Annotated in this window: 14 protein-coding genes; 6 read left to right on the top strand and 8 right to left on the bottom strand. The window is 60.3% G+C overall.

What is annotated here, in order from left to right; genetic code table 11:
• Window position 1: 1 nt before the first annotated feature.
• A complete protein-coding gene (locus tag AZE99_RS15725; RefSeq protein ID WP_067203076.1) occupies window positions 2–481 on the bottom strand; it encodes a (2Fe-2S)-binding protein in 480 nt (159 codons plus the stop codon).
• Between the two features lie 368 nt (window positions 482–849).
• Between AZE99_RS15725 and AZE99_RS15720 the strand changes: the two genes are divergently transcribed.
• From AZE99_RS15720 to AZE99_RS15710, 3 genes are all read left to right on the top strand, one after another.
• A complete protein-coding gene (locus AZE99_RS15720) occupies window positions 850–2,046 on the top strand; it encodes an acyl-CoA dehydrogenase family protein (protein ID WP_067203074.1) in 1,197 nt (398 codons plus the stop codon).
• A gap of 24 nt (window positions 2,047–2,070) precedes the next feature.
• Entirely contained in the window at window positions 2,071–3,204 is a 1,134-nt protein-coding gene (locus AZE99_RS15715; protein ID WP_067203073.1) for an acyl-CoA dehydrogenase family protein, read from the top strand.
• A 198-nt stretch (window positions 3,205–3,402) separates the two neighbouring features.
• Complete coding sequence (locus AZE99_RS15710) at window positions 3,403–4,692, top strand: spinster family MFS transporter (protein WP_067203071.1); 1,290 nt, start codon at window positions 3,403–3,405, stop codon at window positions 4,690–4,692.
• 1 nt (window position 4,693) lies between these two features.
• Here the strand turns inward: AZE99_RS15710 and AZE99_RS15705 are convergent, their stop codons facing one another.
• On the bottom strand, window positions 4,694–5,434 hold the full coding sequence (locus AZE99_RS15705; RefSeq protein ID WP_067203070.1) for an SDR family NAD(P)-dependent oxidoreductase: 741 nt from the start codon (window positions 5,432–5,434) through the stop codon (window positions 4,694–4,696).
• Window positions 5,435–5,520: 86 nt separating this feature from the next.
• Between AZE99_RS15705 and AZE99_RS15700 the strand changes: the two genes are divergently transcribed.
• Together AZE99_RS15700 and AZE99_RS15695 are read left to right on the top strand one after the other, a co-directional pair.
• Entirely contained in the window at window positions 5,521–6,291 is a 771-nt protein-coding gene (locus AZE99_RS15700; protein ID WP_067203068.1) for an SDR family NAD(P)-dependent oxidoreductase, read from the top strand.
• Window positions 6,292–6,360: 69 nt separating this feature from the next.
• Window positions 6,361–7,677 (top strand): spinster family MFS transporter, encoded by a 1,317-nt coding sequence (locus AZE99_RS15695; RefSeq protein WP_067203067.1) that lies wholly within the window; start codon window positions 6,361–6,363, stop codon window positions 7,675–7,677.
• Between the two features lie 4 nt (window positions 7,678–7,681).
• Here the strand turns inward: AZE99_RS15695 and AZE99_RS15690 are convergent, their stop codons facing one another.
• The 5 genes from AZE99_RS15690 to AZE99_RS15670 all read right to left on the bottom strand — a co-directional run bounded on the left by AZE99_RS15690 (window position 7,682) and on the right by AZE99_RS15670 (window position 15,064).
• Window positions 7,682–8,458, bottom strand: coding sequence for an SDR family NAD(P)-dependent oxidoreductase (locus AZE99_RS15690; RefSeq protein WP_197460216.1), 777 nt, complete (start codon window positions 8,456–8,458; stop codon window positions 7,682–7,684).
• A gap of 22 nt (window positions 8,459–8,480) precedes the next feature.
• A complete protein-coding gene (locus AZE99_RS15685; RefSeq protein WP_443027822.1) occupies window positions 8,481–10,082 on the bottom strand; it encodes an FAD-dependent oxidoreductase in 1,602 nt (533 codons plus the stop codon).
• A 109-nt stretch (window positions 10,083–10,191) separates the two neighbouring features.
• Window positions 10,192–12,057 carry a hydantoinase B/oxoprolinase family protein gene (locus tag AZE99_RS15680; protein ID WP_067203061.1) on the bottom strand — a complete coding sequence of 622 codons (1,866 nt, stop codon included), beginning with the start codon at window positions 12,055–12,057 and terminating at the stop codon, window positions 10,192–10,194.
• A 1-nt stretch (window position 12,058) separates the two neighbouring features.
• Complete coding sequence (locus AZE99_RS15675) at window positions 12,059–14,113, bottom strand: hydantoinase/oxoprolinase family protein (protein WP_067203059.1); 2,055 nt, start codon at window positions 14,111–14,113, stop codon at window positions 12,059–12,061.
• Window positions 14,114–14,143: 30 nt separating this feature from the next.
• Window positions 14,144–15,064, bottom strand: coding sequence for a hydroxymethylglutaryl-CoA lyase (locus tag AZE99_RS15670; protein WP_067203057.1), 921 nt, complete (start codon window positions 15,062–15,064; stop codon window positions 14,144–14,146).
• A 64-nt stretch (window positions 15,065–15,128) separates the two neighbouring features.
• On the opposite strand from AZE99_RS15670, the gene AZE99_RS15665 reads away from it, so the two are divergent.
• Entirely contained in the window at window positions 15,129–16,310 is a 1,182-nt protein-coding gene (locus tag AZE99_RS15665; protein ID WP_067203056.1) for a CaiB/BaiF CoA transferase family protein, read from the top strand.
• A gap of 3 nt (window positions 16,311–16,313) precedes the next feature.
• Here the strand turns inward: AZE99_RS15665 and AZE99_RS15660 are convergent, their stop codons facing one another.
• Window positions 16,314–16,967: a GntR family transcriptional regulator gene (locus AZE99_RS15660; RefSeq protein ID WP_067203054.1), complete on the bottom strand. Its 654-nt coding sequence runs from the start codon at window positions 16,965–16,967 to the stop codon at window positions 16,314–16,316.
• Between the last annotated feature and the right edge of the window lie 9 nt (window positions 16,968–16,976).

The following is a 16,976-nucleotide window of genomic DNA, read 5'->3' as shown; positions in this document are numbered from 1 at the left end:
CCTAGGCCTCCTCTTTCGCGGGTTGTTCAATGCCCGCTGCCGCCTTGATCGCTGAGCGAATCCGGCCATACATGCCGCAGCGGCAGACGTTACCCGCCATCGCGGCATCGATCTGGGCGTCGGTCGGCTGCGGGTTTTTCTGCAGCAATGCCGTCGCCGACATGATCTGGCCCGACTGGCAATAGCCGCATTGCGGCACCTGGGCTTCGATCCAGGCCTGCTGGACCTTGTGCAAGGTGCCGTCCTTGCTGGCGATGCCCTCGATCGTTGTGACGGATTTTCCTTCGGCAGCGGAAACCGGTGTCGAGCAGCTGCGGACCGGTTTGCCATCCAGGTGCACGGTGCAGGCGCCGCACTGGGCAATGCCGCAGCCGAACTTGGTACCGGGCATTTTCAGATTCTCGCGCACGACCCACAATATCGGTGTCGCCGGGTCTGCGTCGACCTCCCGGGCCTGACCGTTGACGTTCAGCTTGATCATGGAAATTTCACCCGGATTATTGAATGGCAATTTGCAACTTATAGCGGAGCGAATGTTTTAAGCCAAGTGGCCTTTGGGACATGGGGTCGATCCCATGCCGGATAGCGGCTCCGCACGAGAGTCGGTCTGTGGCGAACAGGGCCTGCGCACATCGGCGAACGCCCTGTGCGAGCGGTTGGCATTTATCATCAGATTCGACTATCGGAGCAAGGAACGTCATTCTCCGCACGAACCGGAGAGAATATGCCGGAGCGTGGATGGCGCCGATCCACCCTTGCCGTAGCGTCACCTTAATTGCACGGTTAATTGCTTGTTTCCGGCGGTTTTCAGCCTATAGTCCGGCCAAATTCTTACCAAGGAGCGCTCCCATGAATCTTGAATTCAGCGAAGAAGAAAAGGCCTTTCGCGCCGAAGTGCGTGAATTTATTGAAAATAATTATCCGCAAGATATCGGGACTCGCGGTGTGCAGGACGAAATGAGCCGTGAGGATCTGCTCGCCTGGCACAAGATTCTCGGCAAAAAGGGCTGGTCCACGCCGGCCTGGCCAACTGAATATGGCGGCACCGGCTGGACGCCGACGCAGCGCTATATCTGGGGTGAGGAAAATGCACGGAAAAACACCGTCATGCCACTGCCCTTTGGCGTGTCGATGGTTGGTCCGGTGATCTATACATTCGGCAATGAAGAGCAGAAGGCCGAACATCTGCCCGGTATCCGTTCGGGTGACGTGTGGTGGTGTCAGGGCTATTCGGAACCCGGCGCCGGTTCCGATCTGGCCTCGCTGAAAACCACCGCTGTTCGCGACGGTGACGATTATATCCTCAACGGCCAGAAAACCTGGACCACGCTGGCGCAGCATGCCGACTGGGGTTTCTTCCTTTGCCGGACCGACCCGGATGCGCCGAAGCCGCAAATGGGCATCAGCTTCATTCTCGTCGACATGAAAACACCCGGCATCGAAGTGCGCCCGATCAAGCTGATTGACGGCGGACATGAAGTCAATGAAGTGTGGCTGACCGATGTCCGTGTGCCGGCGACCAATCTGATTGGCGAAGAGAATAAGGGCTGGACCTATGCCAAGTTCCTGCTCGCGCACGAACGTTCGGGCATTGCTGGTGTGGCGCGGTCGAAGCGCGGCGTGGAACAACTCAAGGAAATTGCCGCTGGCGAAATGCTCGACGGCAAACCGCTGATCGAGGACATGGGCTTTGCCACCAAGATCAGCCAGCTGGAGATTGATCTCTCCGCCCTGGAAATTACCGAGCTGCGGACGCTGGCCGGTGAACAGGCGGGCAAGGGACCGGGACCGGAAAGCTCCTTGCTCAAGGTCAAGGGCACGGAAATCCAGCAGCGGCTCACCGAACTGACGCTGGAAGCGGTCGGCCATTATGGCACGCCCGATTTCCGCAGCTTCCCGGATGACGGGTCGAACGACTTCCCGATTGGTCCGGACTATGCCCATCACGCGGCACCGACCTATTTCAACATGCGCAAGACGTCGATCTATGGCGGGTCCAACGAGATCCAGCGCAATATCATCACAAAAATGATCCTCGGCCTTTAAGCGGACCGACACAGGGGAACCAATATGGATTTCGATTTTACCGACGAACAGAATATGGTGCGCGACGGCATTTCGCGCCTGATCCGCGAACAATATGACTTTGATACGCGCCGCGGCGTGATCGCCAGCGATTCCGGCTGGCGGCCGGAATTGTGGGCACAGCTTGCCGAACTCGGTATGCTGGCCGCGCCCTTTTCGGAAGAAGATGGCGGTTTTGGCGGCGCCACCGAAGCGATGATCATCATGGAAGAATTCGGCAAGGGCCTCGCGGTCGAGCCGTTCATTCCGAGCGTGGTCTGCGCTGGCGGTGCCCTGAAACATGGCGGCAGCTCGGCCCAGCGCGAAGAATATATCGGCGGAATCATTTCCGGCGAGATGGTCTTTGCCTTTGCCTATGCCGAACCGCGCGGTCGCTATGACCTGGCCAATCTGGAAACCACGGCCAAGGCCGATGGCGGCGATTATGTCATCAACGGTCACAAGGCTGTCGTGATTGGCGCGCCGTGGGCGACGCATTTTGTCGTGACTGCGCGCACTTCGGGCGGGCAGACTGACAAGGACGGTGTCTCGGTATTCGTCGTCGCCAAGGATGCGCAGGGCGTGAGCACGCGCGACTATGCGACGGTCGACGGTCGCCGCGCTTCGGAAGTCTATTTCGAAAATGTCAAAGTCTCCGGCGATGCCCTGATCGGCGACGCGGACAATGGCCTGCCACTGATCGAGAAGGTTGTCGACGAAGCGACCGCAGCGGTCTGCGCCGAAGCGGTGGGCGCGATGAAGGTCACCAACGAAACCACGCTCGACTATTCGCGCCAGCGCAAGCAATTCGGGACGCCGATCGGTTCCTTCCAGGTATTGCAGCACCGCATGGCGGACATGCTGATGGAATATGAGCAGTCGGTTTCGATGTGCTATCTGGCAACGATCAAGCTCGACGAGGACGACGCGACGCGCAAGAAGAATGTCTCTGCAGCCAAGGTCCGTATCGGCCAGGCAGCGCGCTTCATCGGCCAGTCGGCGATCCAGACCCATGGCGGCATGGGCATGACCGACGAACTCGCCGTGGGCAGCTATTTCAAGCGCCTGTCGATCATCGAAGGCGAATTTGGCAGCGTTGACCATCATATGCGTCGGCATATTGCCCTGACCGCGGGCTAGCCGTAACGATCCGTTCGTCCTGAGCCTGTCGAAGGATGAATGGGAGACAGCGCGCCGTTTGAAATGTGCTTCGACAAGCTCGGCACGAACGGCATGGGTCTGTATGAGTTTTGATCCTATCAATTAAGGGGATGGCGCCTGTCTGGCTCTGTCCCCTTTTTCGCGCTAGGCCGTCTGCATCCTTTGGAGAGGGTGCAGATGAAATCCAATACCGGCCCGGCCTCTGGCGGCGTCTATCGCTATTATGTGCTGATCATGCTGATGCTGACCTTCATGTTCAACATCACCGACCGTCTGGTGATGTCGATATTGATCGAGGATATCAAAGCCGAATTTGTCCTGAATGACACGCAGATCGGCCTGCTCGCCGGTACTGCCTTTACTGTCTTCTATCTGATCCTCGGCATTCCGGCGGGTCGCCTGGCAGACCGCACCAACCGCAAGACTATGGTCGCCGTATCATTGTCCCTGTGGAGCCTGATGTCGGCGCTCTGCGGCGCGGCGCTCGGATTCTGGACATTGCTGCTAGCGCGGCTCGGAGTCGGGGTCGGGGAGGCTGGCGGCGGACCGCCGTCCGTGTCGGTCATAACCGATTATTTTGCGCCGCACGAATTGTCGCGGGCAATGGGCATATATGCTGCGGGTGCGGTTCTGGGACCGGTCCTGGGCTATGCTGCCGGGGGCTTGCTGGCAGAGGCCTACGGCTGGCGGTGGACCTTTGTAATTTTGGGCCTGCCGGGAATATTGCTGGGTGTGATCCTCTATCTGACCGTTCGAGAACCCGAGCGGGGCCGTTTTTTCAAACAGCAAATGCAAAAAGCCGGAGCAGCCAGACAGCAGCCGTTCATGGTGACGATGCGGTCGCTGTGGACGAACCATATTTTTGTGCGCGTGGTGCTCGCCAATAGCTTCACCAATATTCCGTCCTTTGCCTTCGCCATATGGCTGGCGCCAACGCTGATCCGCAATTTTGACGTCTCCAAGGGCGAAGTTGGCGTTTATCTTGGTGCGGTAATGTTTGCCGGCGGTGTTCCCGGGATGATTTTGGGCGGCTATCTCGCCGATTTTCTGGCCAGGAAAAACCCCAGCTGGCGACCCTATTATTGCGCATTTGCCGTCATGATGACCTTGCCATTCTGGACCTTCTGCCTGCTGTCGACCAGCCTGGAAATGACTCTCGCGCTGTACATTTGCGGCTATGTCTTGCTTGTCTCCACACAGGGGGCCGCGATCTCCATGGTTCAGTCGGCTGTCATGCCGACCGAGCGCGGCACGGCGTCATCGATCAGCAGCCTGTCGATCAACCTGCTCGGCTATGGCATCGGACCCGCGTTGATCGGGTTGATGAGCGACAATTGGGCCGATGCCCATGGCAGCATGTCGCTCAACTATGCTGTCATTACGAGTGTGGTCGTGAGCCTGACCCTGGCCACGATCCTGTTCTGGTGGACCGGCAAGGCGGTGAAGACCGAACTGGCTGTCGCCTGACTCAAAGCAGCAACCCGCCATCCGCGATGATGGTTTGCCCCACGACATAGCCGGCCAGTGGTGATGCCAGGAACAGGACCAGTCCGGCCATATCATCCGGATCACCGATCCGGCCGAGCGGTATCGACCGGACAGTGGCTTCCCGGCGCTTGGGATTGTCGGTAGTGACCTTGGTCATCTTGGTTGCGATCAGGCCGGGCGCGATGCCGTTGACCCTGATACCGTCGGGAGCCCACGCCTTGCCCAAAGTGCGGGTCAATCCCGCTGCGCCCGCCTTGGAGGCATTATAGCCCGGATTGCCGACGGTGGCGTGGAAGGCTGCAGTCGAGCTGATGATGATCAGCGAACCCTTTGCCTCTTTCAGCAAATCGTAAAATTGCCCGGCGCAGGTCATCAGGCTGTTGAGATTGACCTGGACGACCTTGGCAAAATTTTCCGGTTCAAATTCGGCGCGCTTGTACATCACCATGCCCTGCGAACAGATGAGAATGTCCAGTTTCTCAAATTTCTTTCGGAGCGCGATGATCGCGGCATCATCGGCAGCATCTAGCTGGTGATAGGTCAGGCCTGCCAGATCGGATCCCTCGGCAGCATCATAATCGCTTTCGCTCGCGCGGGTGCCGGTGACATGAACCTCGGCGCCGCAGCCGCGAAAGCCCTGCGCAGTGGCATTGCCGATGCCGCTTGAACCGCCGATTATACAAACGGTTTGGCCGGTAAAGTCGATGGACGTGTCTAACATTATCTTCTCCTATGCAATTGACTATTGGCCGAGCATTTGCTGATCGTCTAGAGCCTGTCTCGCAATCTAGCCGGAGCACTGACATAATGGATATCCCCTTTTCGCTTGAAGGCCGCACCGCGCTGATCGCCGGTGCCTCATCGGGCTTTGGCGCGCGTTTTGCCAAGCTGTTTGCAGCGGCGGGTGCCAATGTCGTCCTGGGTGCCCGGCGCACCGACCGGACCGACACGCTTGCGAAGGAAATCATCGCCGAGGGCGGTCAGGCGCTGGCGGTTCCGCTGGACGTCACCGACGAGGCATCGATCATCGCTGCCTATGATGCGGCGGAAACGCAATTCGGCACGGTCGATACGATTGTCGCCAATGCCGGTGTCGCTGCGACCGGGCGATCGACCGAAGTGCCGGCGGACCGGTTGCAGATGCTGCTCGATACCAATTTCAAGGGCGTCTATCTGGTCGCGCGCGAAGGGGCCAAAAGGCTCATTGCCAGCGGCAGCCGGGAAAAGGAAAACGGCCGGGTCGTGATCATCGGATCGATCACGTCGCGGCTGACCGGCGAGGGCGACAGTGCCTATGCTGCGAGCAAGGCGGGCGTGACCCATCTCGGCCGCAATCTGGCGCGCGAATGGGTGCGGATGGGGGTCAATGTGAACACCATCCATCCCGGCTATATCCCGACCGAGATCCAGGGCGACTGGTACCAGACCGCCGGGGGCGAAGCGCAAATCGCCGGTTTCCACCGCCGCCGCCTGCAGGATATCGAATCGCTCGACCCGATGATGCTCTATTTCTCCTCCGACGCTTCGCGGATGGTCACGGGGTCGGATATCATCATCGACGACGGGCAATCTCTCTGACAGGCGGACCAACCGGCCCTAGCTAAACAAAGGGTGCCGGGCGCAAAATAATCCTGTCATAGCTTGACCATGGCAGAGGACATCCGCCCCAACGAGGGTATCGAGATTTCGGCAGATAATGCATCTGCTTCGCGGCGACGTGCAAATTATGCGCTTGCGGTCCTGTTCATCGTCACCATGCTCAATTTCCTCGACCGGCAGGTGATCTCGATTGTCGCCGAACCGATCAAGCGCGATCTGGGACTTTCCGATACGCAGCTTGGCCTGATGACCGGCCTGTCCTTTGCGATCTTCTATACGACGCTGGCGATTCCGCTGGCGGCCCTTGCGGATCGCTGGAACCGCAGCCGGATTATCGCCATCGCCATCGCCGTCTGGTCGCTGATGACGGTGCTATGCGGGCTGGCGGGCAATTTCGTGCAGCTGTTTCTGGCGCGCGTCGGTGTGGGCATTGGCGAAGCAGGCTCGGCACCGGCTTCGCACAGCCTGATCGCCGACCTGTTCCCGCCCGAACGCCGGGCCGGAGCTCTGGGGATTATGGGTACGGCAGTGCCGGTGGGCGCCTTTATCGCTTATGCCGGAGGCGGCTATATCACCGAAATGTTCAGCTGGCGGGCAGCGTTTCTGCTGGCAGGCTTGCCGGGTATCATCATCGCTCTGGTAATCTGGTTCACCGTGCCCGATCCGCGCGGCAAGATCAGCCTGGCAAAAGCTTTTCAGCCGGCGGACGGCGAGATGACCCTGCGCAAGGCCTTGCTCGAATTGTCGCGCAAACCGGGCTACTGGCATCTGGTCGCAGCCGGAGTGCTGGTACAATTTGTCTCCTACGGCCTCGCCAGTTTCTATGGCGGGCTGTTCGTCCGGGTGCACGGCATGAACTATGGCGAGCTCGGTTGGAAACTGGGCGTGATGGTCGGAATAACCGGCAGCTTCGGCGCCTGGTTTGGCGGCAAGGTCGGTGATATCATCGGCAAGCGCGATCCGGCCATGCCGTTGCTGGTCAGCGGACTGGTTCTGCTGCTCGCCGCCCCCGGGATGATCGCCGCCATCTATGCCGACAATGCCAATGTCGCGATTGCCCTGCTCGGATTTCCGACCTTTGCCGCGACTTTCTATTTCGGCCCCAGCTTCGCCGCGGTCCAGACCCTGGCCAGCGACCGGACCCGGGCCATGGCTGTGGCAATCTATCTGATGATCGCCGGTCTGATCGGACTGGGAATCGGTCCGGTCTTCGTTGGTGGTCTGTCTGACTATTTCGCTGGCGGCAACCGCGATCTGGAGGCGAGCGCGCTGCAGCAGGCCCTGATGGTGCTGGCTTTGTTCAACCTCTGGGCGGGTTTTCACTATTGGCGCGTCTGGTTGTGGATGAAGCGTCAGCGCGCCTGAAGCATCACTTGCCGCCCGTCACATAGAGACACTGGCCAGTCACCCAGCTCGACGCGGGTGAAGCCATATAGACAACCGCAGCGGCAATATCCTCTTCCCGGCCGAAACGGGCCAGCGGGATCTGCATCTGCTTGAGTATCTGTGCGCGCTTTTCTTCCGAATCGATACCCATCGACTCGTCGAAATTCTCTGTCGGGATTGGGCCGGGCGCCACTGCATTGACGCGAATTTTGGGCGCCAGCTCGAGCGACAGGCTGGCGGTCAGGCTGTTCACCGCCGCCTTGGATGCGCCATAAGGGGCGTTCTTTACCTGCCCGCCGATGGCGGCGCGCGAGGAAATATTGATAATTGCGCCGCCATTGTCGCTCATATGACTGGCGGCGGCAACGGCCCCCATCCAGACGCTTTTCAGATTGAGCTCGATCTGCGCGTCCCAGCTTTCTTCCGGGGTGCGGGTCAGATAGCGGGGCGTGCCATCGGGCAATCCGCCGGCATTGCTGACCCAGATCGTCAGCCGGCCCAGTTTCTCGACCGCCCGGTTGGCGAGATTCTCCAGCGCGGCGCGGCTGGTCACATCGGTCGGCACCGCAATGGCGCGGCGACCCAAGGCGCGTATCTCTCCGGCGACCTTTTCCAGATCATCGGCGGAGCGCGCGGCGACGGCAACATCAGCGCCCGCTTCGGCGAGGCCGAGCGCGATCGCCCGCCCGATTCCCTTGCCGGCGCCGGTGACGACCGCGACTTCGCCGTCCAGTTTGAATTGGTCCAATATGCTCATCATGTCTTTCCCTTGATCTTTGCGGTCATCGGTTGACCAGTCTGGCCGCCGCGCGGCCGGCGATATAGCCGAATGTCAGGGCTGGCCCCAATGTGCCGCCCGCGCCGGCGTACACGCTGCCGGTGGGCGCGCTGATCACATTGCCGGCACCGAACAGTCCGCTGATCGGTTCGCCATCGACGTCCACTATCTGTGCCTGCGCATTGGTTTTCGCGCCGCCGTTGGTGCCGAGCGCGCCCATCCGGATTTCTACAGCGTAGAAAGGCCCCTTGGTCAGCGATCCGAGAGTTGCCGCTGCGCCGTCCCGCGAACGGTCACCATAGAAGCGGTCATAGCCGGTCTTGCCGCGACCGAAATCCTGATCGTCCAATCGCTCTGCCAGTCGATTGAACCGCTCGACGGTAGCGGGCAGGTTTGTCGCATCGATCCCGATCTGTGCGGCCAGTTCTTCGAATGAATCGGCTCGGACCACCCACTCGGGCAGCGGCGTGCCGGGCAAGAATGAGGCCAATGGATAGCGCTCCCGAAATTGCGAATCGAAGATCAGATAGGCGGGCAGATTGGGATAATCATAAGTCGCCGGATCGAACTGGTGGAAGGCCCCGGCCAGCGCCGAATAATTGGCCGCTTCGTTGCAGAATCTCTTGCCCTCGCGGTTGACCATCATGCCGTGCGGCAGGGTGCGCTCGATCAGCACCGGCATGTTGCGGGTCTCGCCGCTCCGCCATTGCGCTTCGGGAAGCGCGAGGGTCGGCACCCACCAGGCGCTGGTCATATTGCCCAGACCCGCTCCCGCCGCCATCGCCATTTTCAGGCCGTCGCCGCGATTGGTCGGCGGCGAGGCCGGTGCTTCTAGTGGCCCGCGCAGAAAGGCGTGTTTCAAAGCATCGTTCCATTCGAATCCTCCGGTGGCCAGTATCACCGCGTTTCGCGCCGTGATCGTGTCCTGCTTGCCGTCGCGTTCGACAATCGCGCCGGTCACCCGGCCATTTTCGACGCAGAGCCGGTAACCGCCACAACCGAGAACCGGTTCGATGCCGCGATCCAGACAGGCCTTGAGCAGCCGTCCGACCAGCGCCTGTCCCCAGCCGCGCAAATCTCCGGCGTTGCGCCGCTGCAATTCTTCCGGCTTGACCACGCCGCTGCCGCCACCCAGCGGCGTTTCGCGCAGCATCATCCGGGGTGCCGGGCCATGATCGAACACGCGGTCTTTCCATTGCCCGAGCGAGCGATAATCGAACAGCTCGTTGTCGAGCGACCGGCCACCCCTTTTCGCACCGGGGCGGTCCTCATAATAGTCCGGATAGTCCGGCATCATGGTCAGTTTGATCGCATCGATGCCGGTCAGGAAGGAGAGCATGGGGCCGGCTTCGGTGACGAAGGCCGAGAGCACCGCTTCGTCCAATTCGCCATGGTTGAGGGAGAGGAAATAGGCCAGCGCCTCGGCGCTGCTGTCGCTGATGCCCTGCGCCGCCATCTGGTCATGGTCAGGGAGCCAAACCACGCCGCCGGAAATTGCGGCGGTTCCGCCAAGCCGGTCCTGTTTCTCGATCAGCCGGACCGAGGCGCCAGATTCGCGTGCGGCCAACGCAGCGGTGAGGCCCGCTGCTCCGGCTCCGATGATCAGAACATCTGTCTCGCTATCGACTATCGCACCTCTCCCGTGACCGGATTGGAGGCCAGTCTAGGGGCTTGGATAAGGTGCGACAAACCGCACTTTGGATAGCGGCAAGATGCTAGGCAGCTACGGTTCCCGGCTGTACCGGCGCCGGCAGGCCGGTTTCCGCCAGACAATTGGCGCGCAGCGTTTCGATATCGGGACCAAAGTTGAACGGTCCGTCAGTCTCGACGATATTCTTTGCCATTTCGGCGCGCAGGCTTTCGGTTGCCGGACCATCTACACTGCCATCATCGGCAATGACCACGCCATAATCGCGGGCGCCTTCCACGGTGACCAGTCCCTGGCGGATTTCCAGCGCCACCAGTTCGGGATCGCGTTCCAGCGGGTTGCCCCAGCCGCCGCCGCCCCAGGTGATGAAGTGAAGCAGATCGCCTTCGCGCACCTCGATGCCGTCCTGCTTGTTGCCGACAACCTCTTTCGTTCCGTCGGCGCGCTCCAATATCTTGGTGGCGCGGTCGCCGGGCTGGCCGCCATTGACGCCCCAGGGATAGGTGAACCAGCGGTCATCGTGAATCGCCACTGTTCCCGGTTCAAGGAACCGGTAGGTCATGTGGATGCCATTGCCGCCGCGGAACAGTCCGGCGCCGCCGCTGTCCGGCTTGGCTTCATAGCGCTCGATTCGCAGCGGGAAATATTTCTCGAGAAACTCGTTCGGCACATTGGTGAAGCCGGGCCACAGCGAGTGGCCATCCGGGCCATCGCCAAAGGGCCGGCCAGGAATCCCGCCAAAGCCGATCTGGAACAATTGGAACCATTCGCCGGACTTGTCGAAACCGGAATACATCAGATGCGGGCTGGACGAGAAACCGGCACCATTGAGGAATTCCGGCTGACGCTGGCCGAGCAGGCCGCCCAAGATATCGAAAATCCGGCCCAGCGCATGGGTCCGTCCGGCGAGCGCTGCCGGATATTTCGGCTTGAGCAGCGAGCCTTCCGGAATCCGGACATCGACCAGATCATAAAAGCCGTCGTTGAACAATATCTGCGGGTCGAAGACCATGATCATGTAGATGCCGAAGAACATCTTGAACATATTCTCGTTGAGGAAGAAATTGATCGAGCTCGGTGCCTGCGGGTCGGTGCCTTCGAAATCGAGGATCACCTTGCCGTCCTCGCGCCACATCTTGCAGCTGATCTTGTACGGCCCGAAGCCGACGCCGTCGTCGCAGATATAGTCGGAGAAACTCACCGGTTCCTCGCCGATGCTGGTCTCGATCAGATGTTTCATCGCGCGATGGTTGCGCGCCAGCAGCAGATCGGTGGCGCTGGCAAATTCATCCTCGCCAAAGCGGCCGCACATTTCATCGACCCGGCGGGCGGCAACCCGGCAGGAAGCGATCAGCGCGTTGAGATCGGCAGCGCACCAGTCCGGCTTGCGGCTCTGGTGCAGGACGACCTTGACCATCTCCTCGTTATAGACGCCCTTCTGGTAGATTTTCACCGGCGGAATGCGGACGCCTTCCTCGAACACGCTCTTGCTGTCGATCGGGATCGAGCCGGCGACCTTGCCGCCAATGTCGGACTGGTGGCCAAACATGGCGGTCCAGGCGACCAGCCTGCCGCCACGATAGACCGGCAGCAAAACCAGCCAGTCATTATTGTGGCTGACCGCGCCGTCGCAGCTGTACGGATCGCTGAGGAAGATCATGTCGCCTTCCTCGATCGTGCCGGGATAGGAGCGCAGGAAGCCGTCGATGAAGCTGCCGAACTGGCCGACAACCATCTTGCCGGCGCGATCGGCGATCAGCGGAAAGGCGTCGCCCTGTTCCCGGATGCCGGGCGACATGGCGGTGCGGACCAGGGTGGCATCCATCTCGATCCGGGCGTTGCGCAGGGCATTTTCCATGATGTCGAGGGTGACCGGGTCGACCTCGACCTTGTTGAACGGAGCCTTGTTGGTTTCGATAATCTGTGCGGGCATATCAGGCTCCTTCCACCGGGTTGATGATCAGATTGCCATGGTCGTCGACCAGCGCCTCGCAGCCGCTGTGGACGAGCGTGGTGCTATCCATTTCGGTGACGATGGCAGGACCCGGGATGCGATTGCCGGCCTTGAGCAGCGCCCGGTCATAGATCACGGCGTTCTGCGTCTTGCCATCCATATAGAGCTGGTGATCGCGGGTTTTCGCAGCCGATGGATCGGTGGCCCCCGTTTCGATTACCGGTGGCGCGACATCGGCGGACTTGCCGAGCGCAACCGCGCGGACATTGACGATCTCGTGCGGCGTCTCGTCGAGATTGAAGGTGAACAATCGTTCGTGCTCGGTATCAAATCGCACGACCAGATTTTTGATGGAAAGGCCTGCCGGTTCCACCGACAGCGGAATTTCAAAGGCCTGACCGGCGTAGCGGATATCAATCTCGTAGAGCAGCTCAATATCTTCGGGCGCGACACCCTCGGCCTCGAGCTCCTGTTGTACTTGCGCGCCAAGGCTGTCGAGATAGACGGTCAGTTCATCGTCATTGGTGTTTTGCACCATCTCGTTGAAACTGCGCTGGGTTTCGACGCGCTGCCGGGTGGTCGCATCGCCATAGGCGCAGAGCACACCGGGTGAAGGCGGGATGATCACCGGCCAGCTGTTCATCAGCTTGCCCATCGCATTGGCGTGCAGCGGTCCGGCACCGCCAAAGCCCATCAGGGCAAAGTCGCGCGGATCATAGCCTTGCTGGACGGAAACCAGCCGCAGCGCGCCAAACATATTTTCGTTCACAATGTCGATGATGCCCGCCGCTGCGTCCATCAGGTCGATGCCAAGCGCATCGGCAATCGTCTGGACCGCTTTGGTCGCGCCATCGCGGTCGAGCTTGAAGCTGCCGCCGAGCAGGGATTCGGGCAGATAGCCGAGCACGACATTGGCGTCGGTCACGGTCGGCTGCTCGCCGCCCTTGCCATAGGCAACGGGTCCGGGCTGAGCGCCTGCGCTTTCCGGTCCGACGCGGAGCGCCTTGGTCAGTTCGGGAACAAAGGCGATTGATCCGCCGCCTGCGCCGACGGTCTTGACGTCGATCGACGAGGCGCGGACATTCAGGTCACCGACCGAGGTTTCTCGTTGCAGCCGGGCCGCGCCATTTTCGATCAGCGCCACATCGGTCGACGTGCCGCCCATGTCGAGAGTGAGAATATTCTTCACGCCCGCGCTTTTTGCCACCCAGACCGCGCCGGCGACACCGCCGGCCGGTCCCGACATCAGCAGATTGACCGGAGCCTCGGCGCTTTTTTCGGCCGACATCAGTCCGCCATCGGAGCGCAGCAGATTGAGCTTCGCCTTGGTGCCCCAGGTCTTCAGTTCCTTTTCCAGATTGCCGACATAGCGCGCCACCGCCGGGCGGACCGCGCTATTGGCAACGGTGGTGAGAGCGCGTTCATATTCCTGCATCTCGGGCAAAATGTCGGACGAGATGGAAATGGGGATATCGGGGAAGACTTCGGCGCAGATCGCGGAGACTGCCTTTTCATGGCTGCCGTCGACATAGCTGTTCATCAGGCAGATGGTCAGCGCTTCGATTTCCTCGGTCGCTTTCAATCGTTCCAGCCGGGCGCGCATTTCCGGTTCATCCAGCTCGCGGACGGTCTGACCCTTGGCATCCATCCGTTCCGGCGCTTCGATTGTCCGCTCAAGCGCCGCCATCGGCTCCGGCTTGGGCCAGATGATCCAGGCGGCGAGGCCCCCCGGCACCAGACTGCGGGCAATCTGCATGACATGACGATAGCCTTCGGTGACGACCAGGCCGACCTTGGCGATTTTCTTTTCCAGCACGGCGTTGGTGGCGACCGTGGTGCCGTGCAGGAACAGGTCAATCTCGCCGGGGGCAATATTCTGGCGCTCGCACAGGCCGCGAGCACCATTGATAACCGCTTGCGAAGGATCTGCCGGGGTCGATGGCACTTTGTCCCGGAATGTCTGTCCGGTGGTTTCGTCAATCAGCAGCAGATCGGTAAAAGTTCCGCCGACGTCGACACCTAATCGATACCCCATATTTCAATCTCTCTCTTATATATCTGTCATTCAGGCTTCGGCTCTCGCGACCAGAGACGGCAACGGCCGACCGATTTTGGTTTCGAACCACTGGTTGGTGGCTATGGCTTTCCGCAGATCCAGACCATGTTCGATGCCGGAGCGGTCGAGCAGGTTGATCAGGTCTTCTGTTGCAATATTGCCCGTGGCATTGGGCGCAAACGGGCAGCCACCCAGACCGCCGAGGCTGGAATCCAGCGTCTGCACGCCAGCCTGAATCGCGGCCCAGGCGTTGGCGATGCCGGTGTTGCGGGTGTCATGGAAATGGGCGCGCATGCCGATATGGTCGGGGAGCAATTCCCTGAGCCGTCCGAACAGGTCGGTCACCTGAGCTGGCACGCCGATACCGATCGTGTCGGCGAGGGTGATTTCCATCGGCTCTTCTGCCGCAATTTCCTCGGCAATATGGAGTACGGTCTCCGGCTTGACCGCGCCTTCGAACGGGCAGCCAAAAGCCGCAGAAATGGTGAGCTGTGCTTTCAGTCCCTCGGCCTTGGCAAAACGGATCATCTCGCGATTTTCCTTTATGCCCTGCTTTATGGTCTGGCCCTGATTCTTCTGGCCGAACGTATCGCTCGCCACGATCACACAGCCGGCTTCGTCGATCCCGCGCTTGTTGCCTTCCCGCGTGGCGAGGCCGCGCAAGACGCCGCGCTTGTTCAGGCACAGGCCGATATAGGAAACATCGTCGCGGTCGGGCAGGCCGGCGATAACCGCTTCTGCATCGGCCATTTGCGGAACGCGTTCGGGATGGACAAAGCTGGCCACTTCCATCCGCTTTGCCCCTGCGTCCAGCATACGATTGATCAGACCCAGCTTGTCCGCCGTTGAAATGATCTCGGCTTCATTCTGCAGCCCGTCCCGTGGACCAACTTCCAATATTGTAACCGCTGTGCGACTGATAGTGCTCATATAAATTGTATACAATCCTGACAGGGCTTTGTATAGGAGAAAGGATGATGCGGGAGTGTTTTTTATGACGCAAGGGGCGTTGACAGGTTTGCGGCTGATCGAAATGGGCCAGTTGATTGCGGGGCCGTTTTGCGGCCAGTTGATGGGTGATCATGGCGCCGAAGTGATCAAAATCGAACCGCCCAAAGTGGGTGATGCGATGCGGAGCTGGGGGCAGGGGATCCCGCTCTGGTTTTCCGTTGTCGGGCGCAACAAAAAGTCCATAACCCTCAATTTGCGCGAAAAAGAAGGTCAGGCGATTGTCAAGAAGCTGGCCGAGAAATCAGACTTTCTGCTGGAGAATTTTCGCGCCGGAACCATGGAAAAATGGGGTCTGGATTACGAGACACTCAGCGCGATCAACAAGGGGCTGATCATGATCCGCGTGTCCGGCTATGGCCAGACCGGGCCCTATTCGCACCGCGCCGGCTATGGTGGCATTGGCGAGGCAATGGGCGGCATGCGCTACATCATGGGCGAGCCCGACCGCCCGCCGAGCCGGGCCGGCCTGTCGATCGGTGATTCTCTGGCGGCGACCTATGCCTGTCTCGGCGCGCTGATGGCGCTGCAGCATCGGCACAAGACCGGCGAGGGCCAGGTGGTCGATTCGGCGATCTACGAAGCGGTGCTGGCCAATATGGAATCGACGGTGGCGGAGTATACGGTCGCCGGGCATATCCGCGAGCGCACCGGCTCGATTCTGCCGAAAATCGCCCCCTCCAACGTCTATCCGACCAGCGACGGCAGCATATTGATCGGCGGCAATCAGGACAGTGTGTGGAAGCGGATGGCGGCGATGATGGGCCGGCCTGAGCTTGGCGAGGATCCGCGATATGCGACTCATATCGCCCGCGGCGAAAACCAGACCGAACTGGACGATCTGATCATGGAATGGACCAGGACGATATCCAGCAAGGAGCTGCTGGATATGTGCGAGCAACATGGCGTGCCTGCTGGCAATGTCTATCGCGCGCCGGAAATGCTCGAGGATCCCCATTTCAAGGCGCGGGAAGCGCTGGTCAAGGTGGACCATCCGCAGCATGAAAATTTCGTGATGCAGAATGTCGCACCCAAGCTTTCCAAAACGCCGGGCCATATCGACAGCGTCGGCCCGGAACTCGGCGCGCATAATGAAATGATTTATGGCGAAATGCTCGGCATGGACAGCGCGACCATGGCCGATCTGCAGGAACGCGGCATTATCTGACGGTCAATCTTTCGCAGGTCTTCTCGTCGCTCCGCTGAAGCTGTGGAACGCCCGGCGGATATGGCTGGTCATCACCGCACGGGCCCATTTTTGATCCTTCGCGGCGAACGCGGCGATCAGTTCATCATGATCTGTGCCCGATTGTATCAGGTCATCCAGCGAATATTGATTGGCGGTGCGGCGGACCACTGGCTGTTCGACCAGAGCCGGGAGCAATTTGCTCAATCTTGGTGATTGTGCGCATGCCAGTATCAGATCGTGAAACTGGCGGTTGGCATCGAGGAACGTCGTGATGTCGGGCGCTGGCTGATTCACCGCCTTCGTCAGTATATCGTTGATCGCACGCAACCGGCTCAGACTGTCGGCATCCATCCGTTGTGCTGCCCGTTCGGCGGCATGGGATTCGAGCATCGCCCGCAAGGTGAACATCTCGTCGATTTCATCATCCGACCAGTCGGCGACGGAAAGCCGCTTGGAAGGGCTGCGCACCAGCAGCATTTCATTTTCCAGCCGCTGGACCGCATCGCGCACCGGGGTTCGCGACACGCCGGAAATCTCGGAGAGACGTTCCTCGGTCAATTGCATACCCGGATGCGCCTCACCGTATAGAATGAAACTGCGGATTTTTTCATAGGCGGTGTCGGAAGCGCGGCTCATGGACTGGCT

It is taken from the genome of Sphingorhabdus sp. M41 (assembly GCF_001586275.1).
Lineage (GTDB): Bacteria > Pseudomonadota > Alphaproteobacteria > Sphingomonadales > Sphingomonadaceae > Parasphingorhabdus.
The sequence above is the reverse complement of the archived record's forward strand: the minus strand, read 5'-3'. Positions and strand labels throughout refer to the sequence as shown.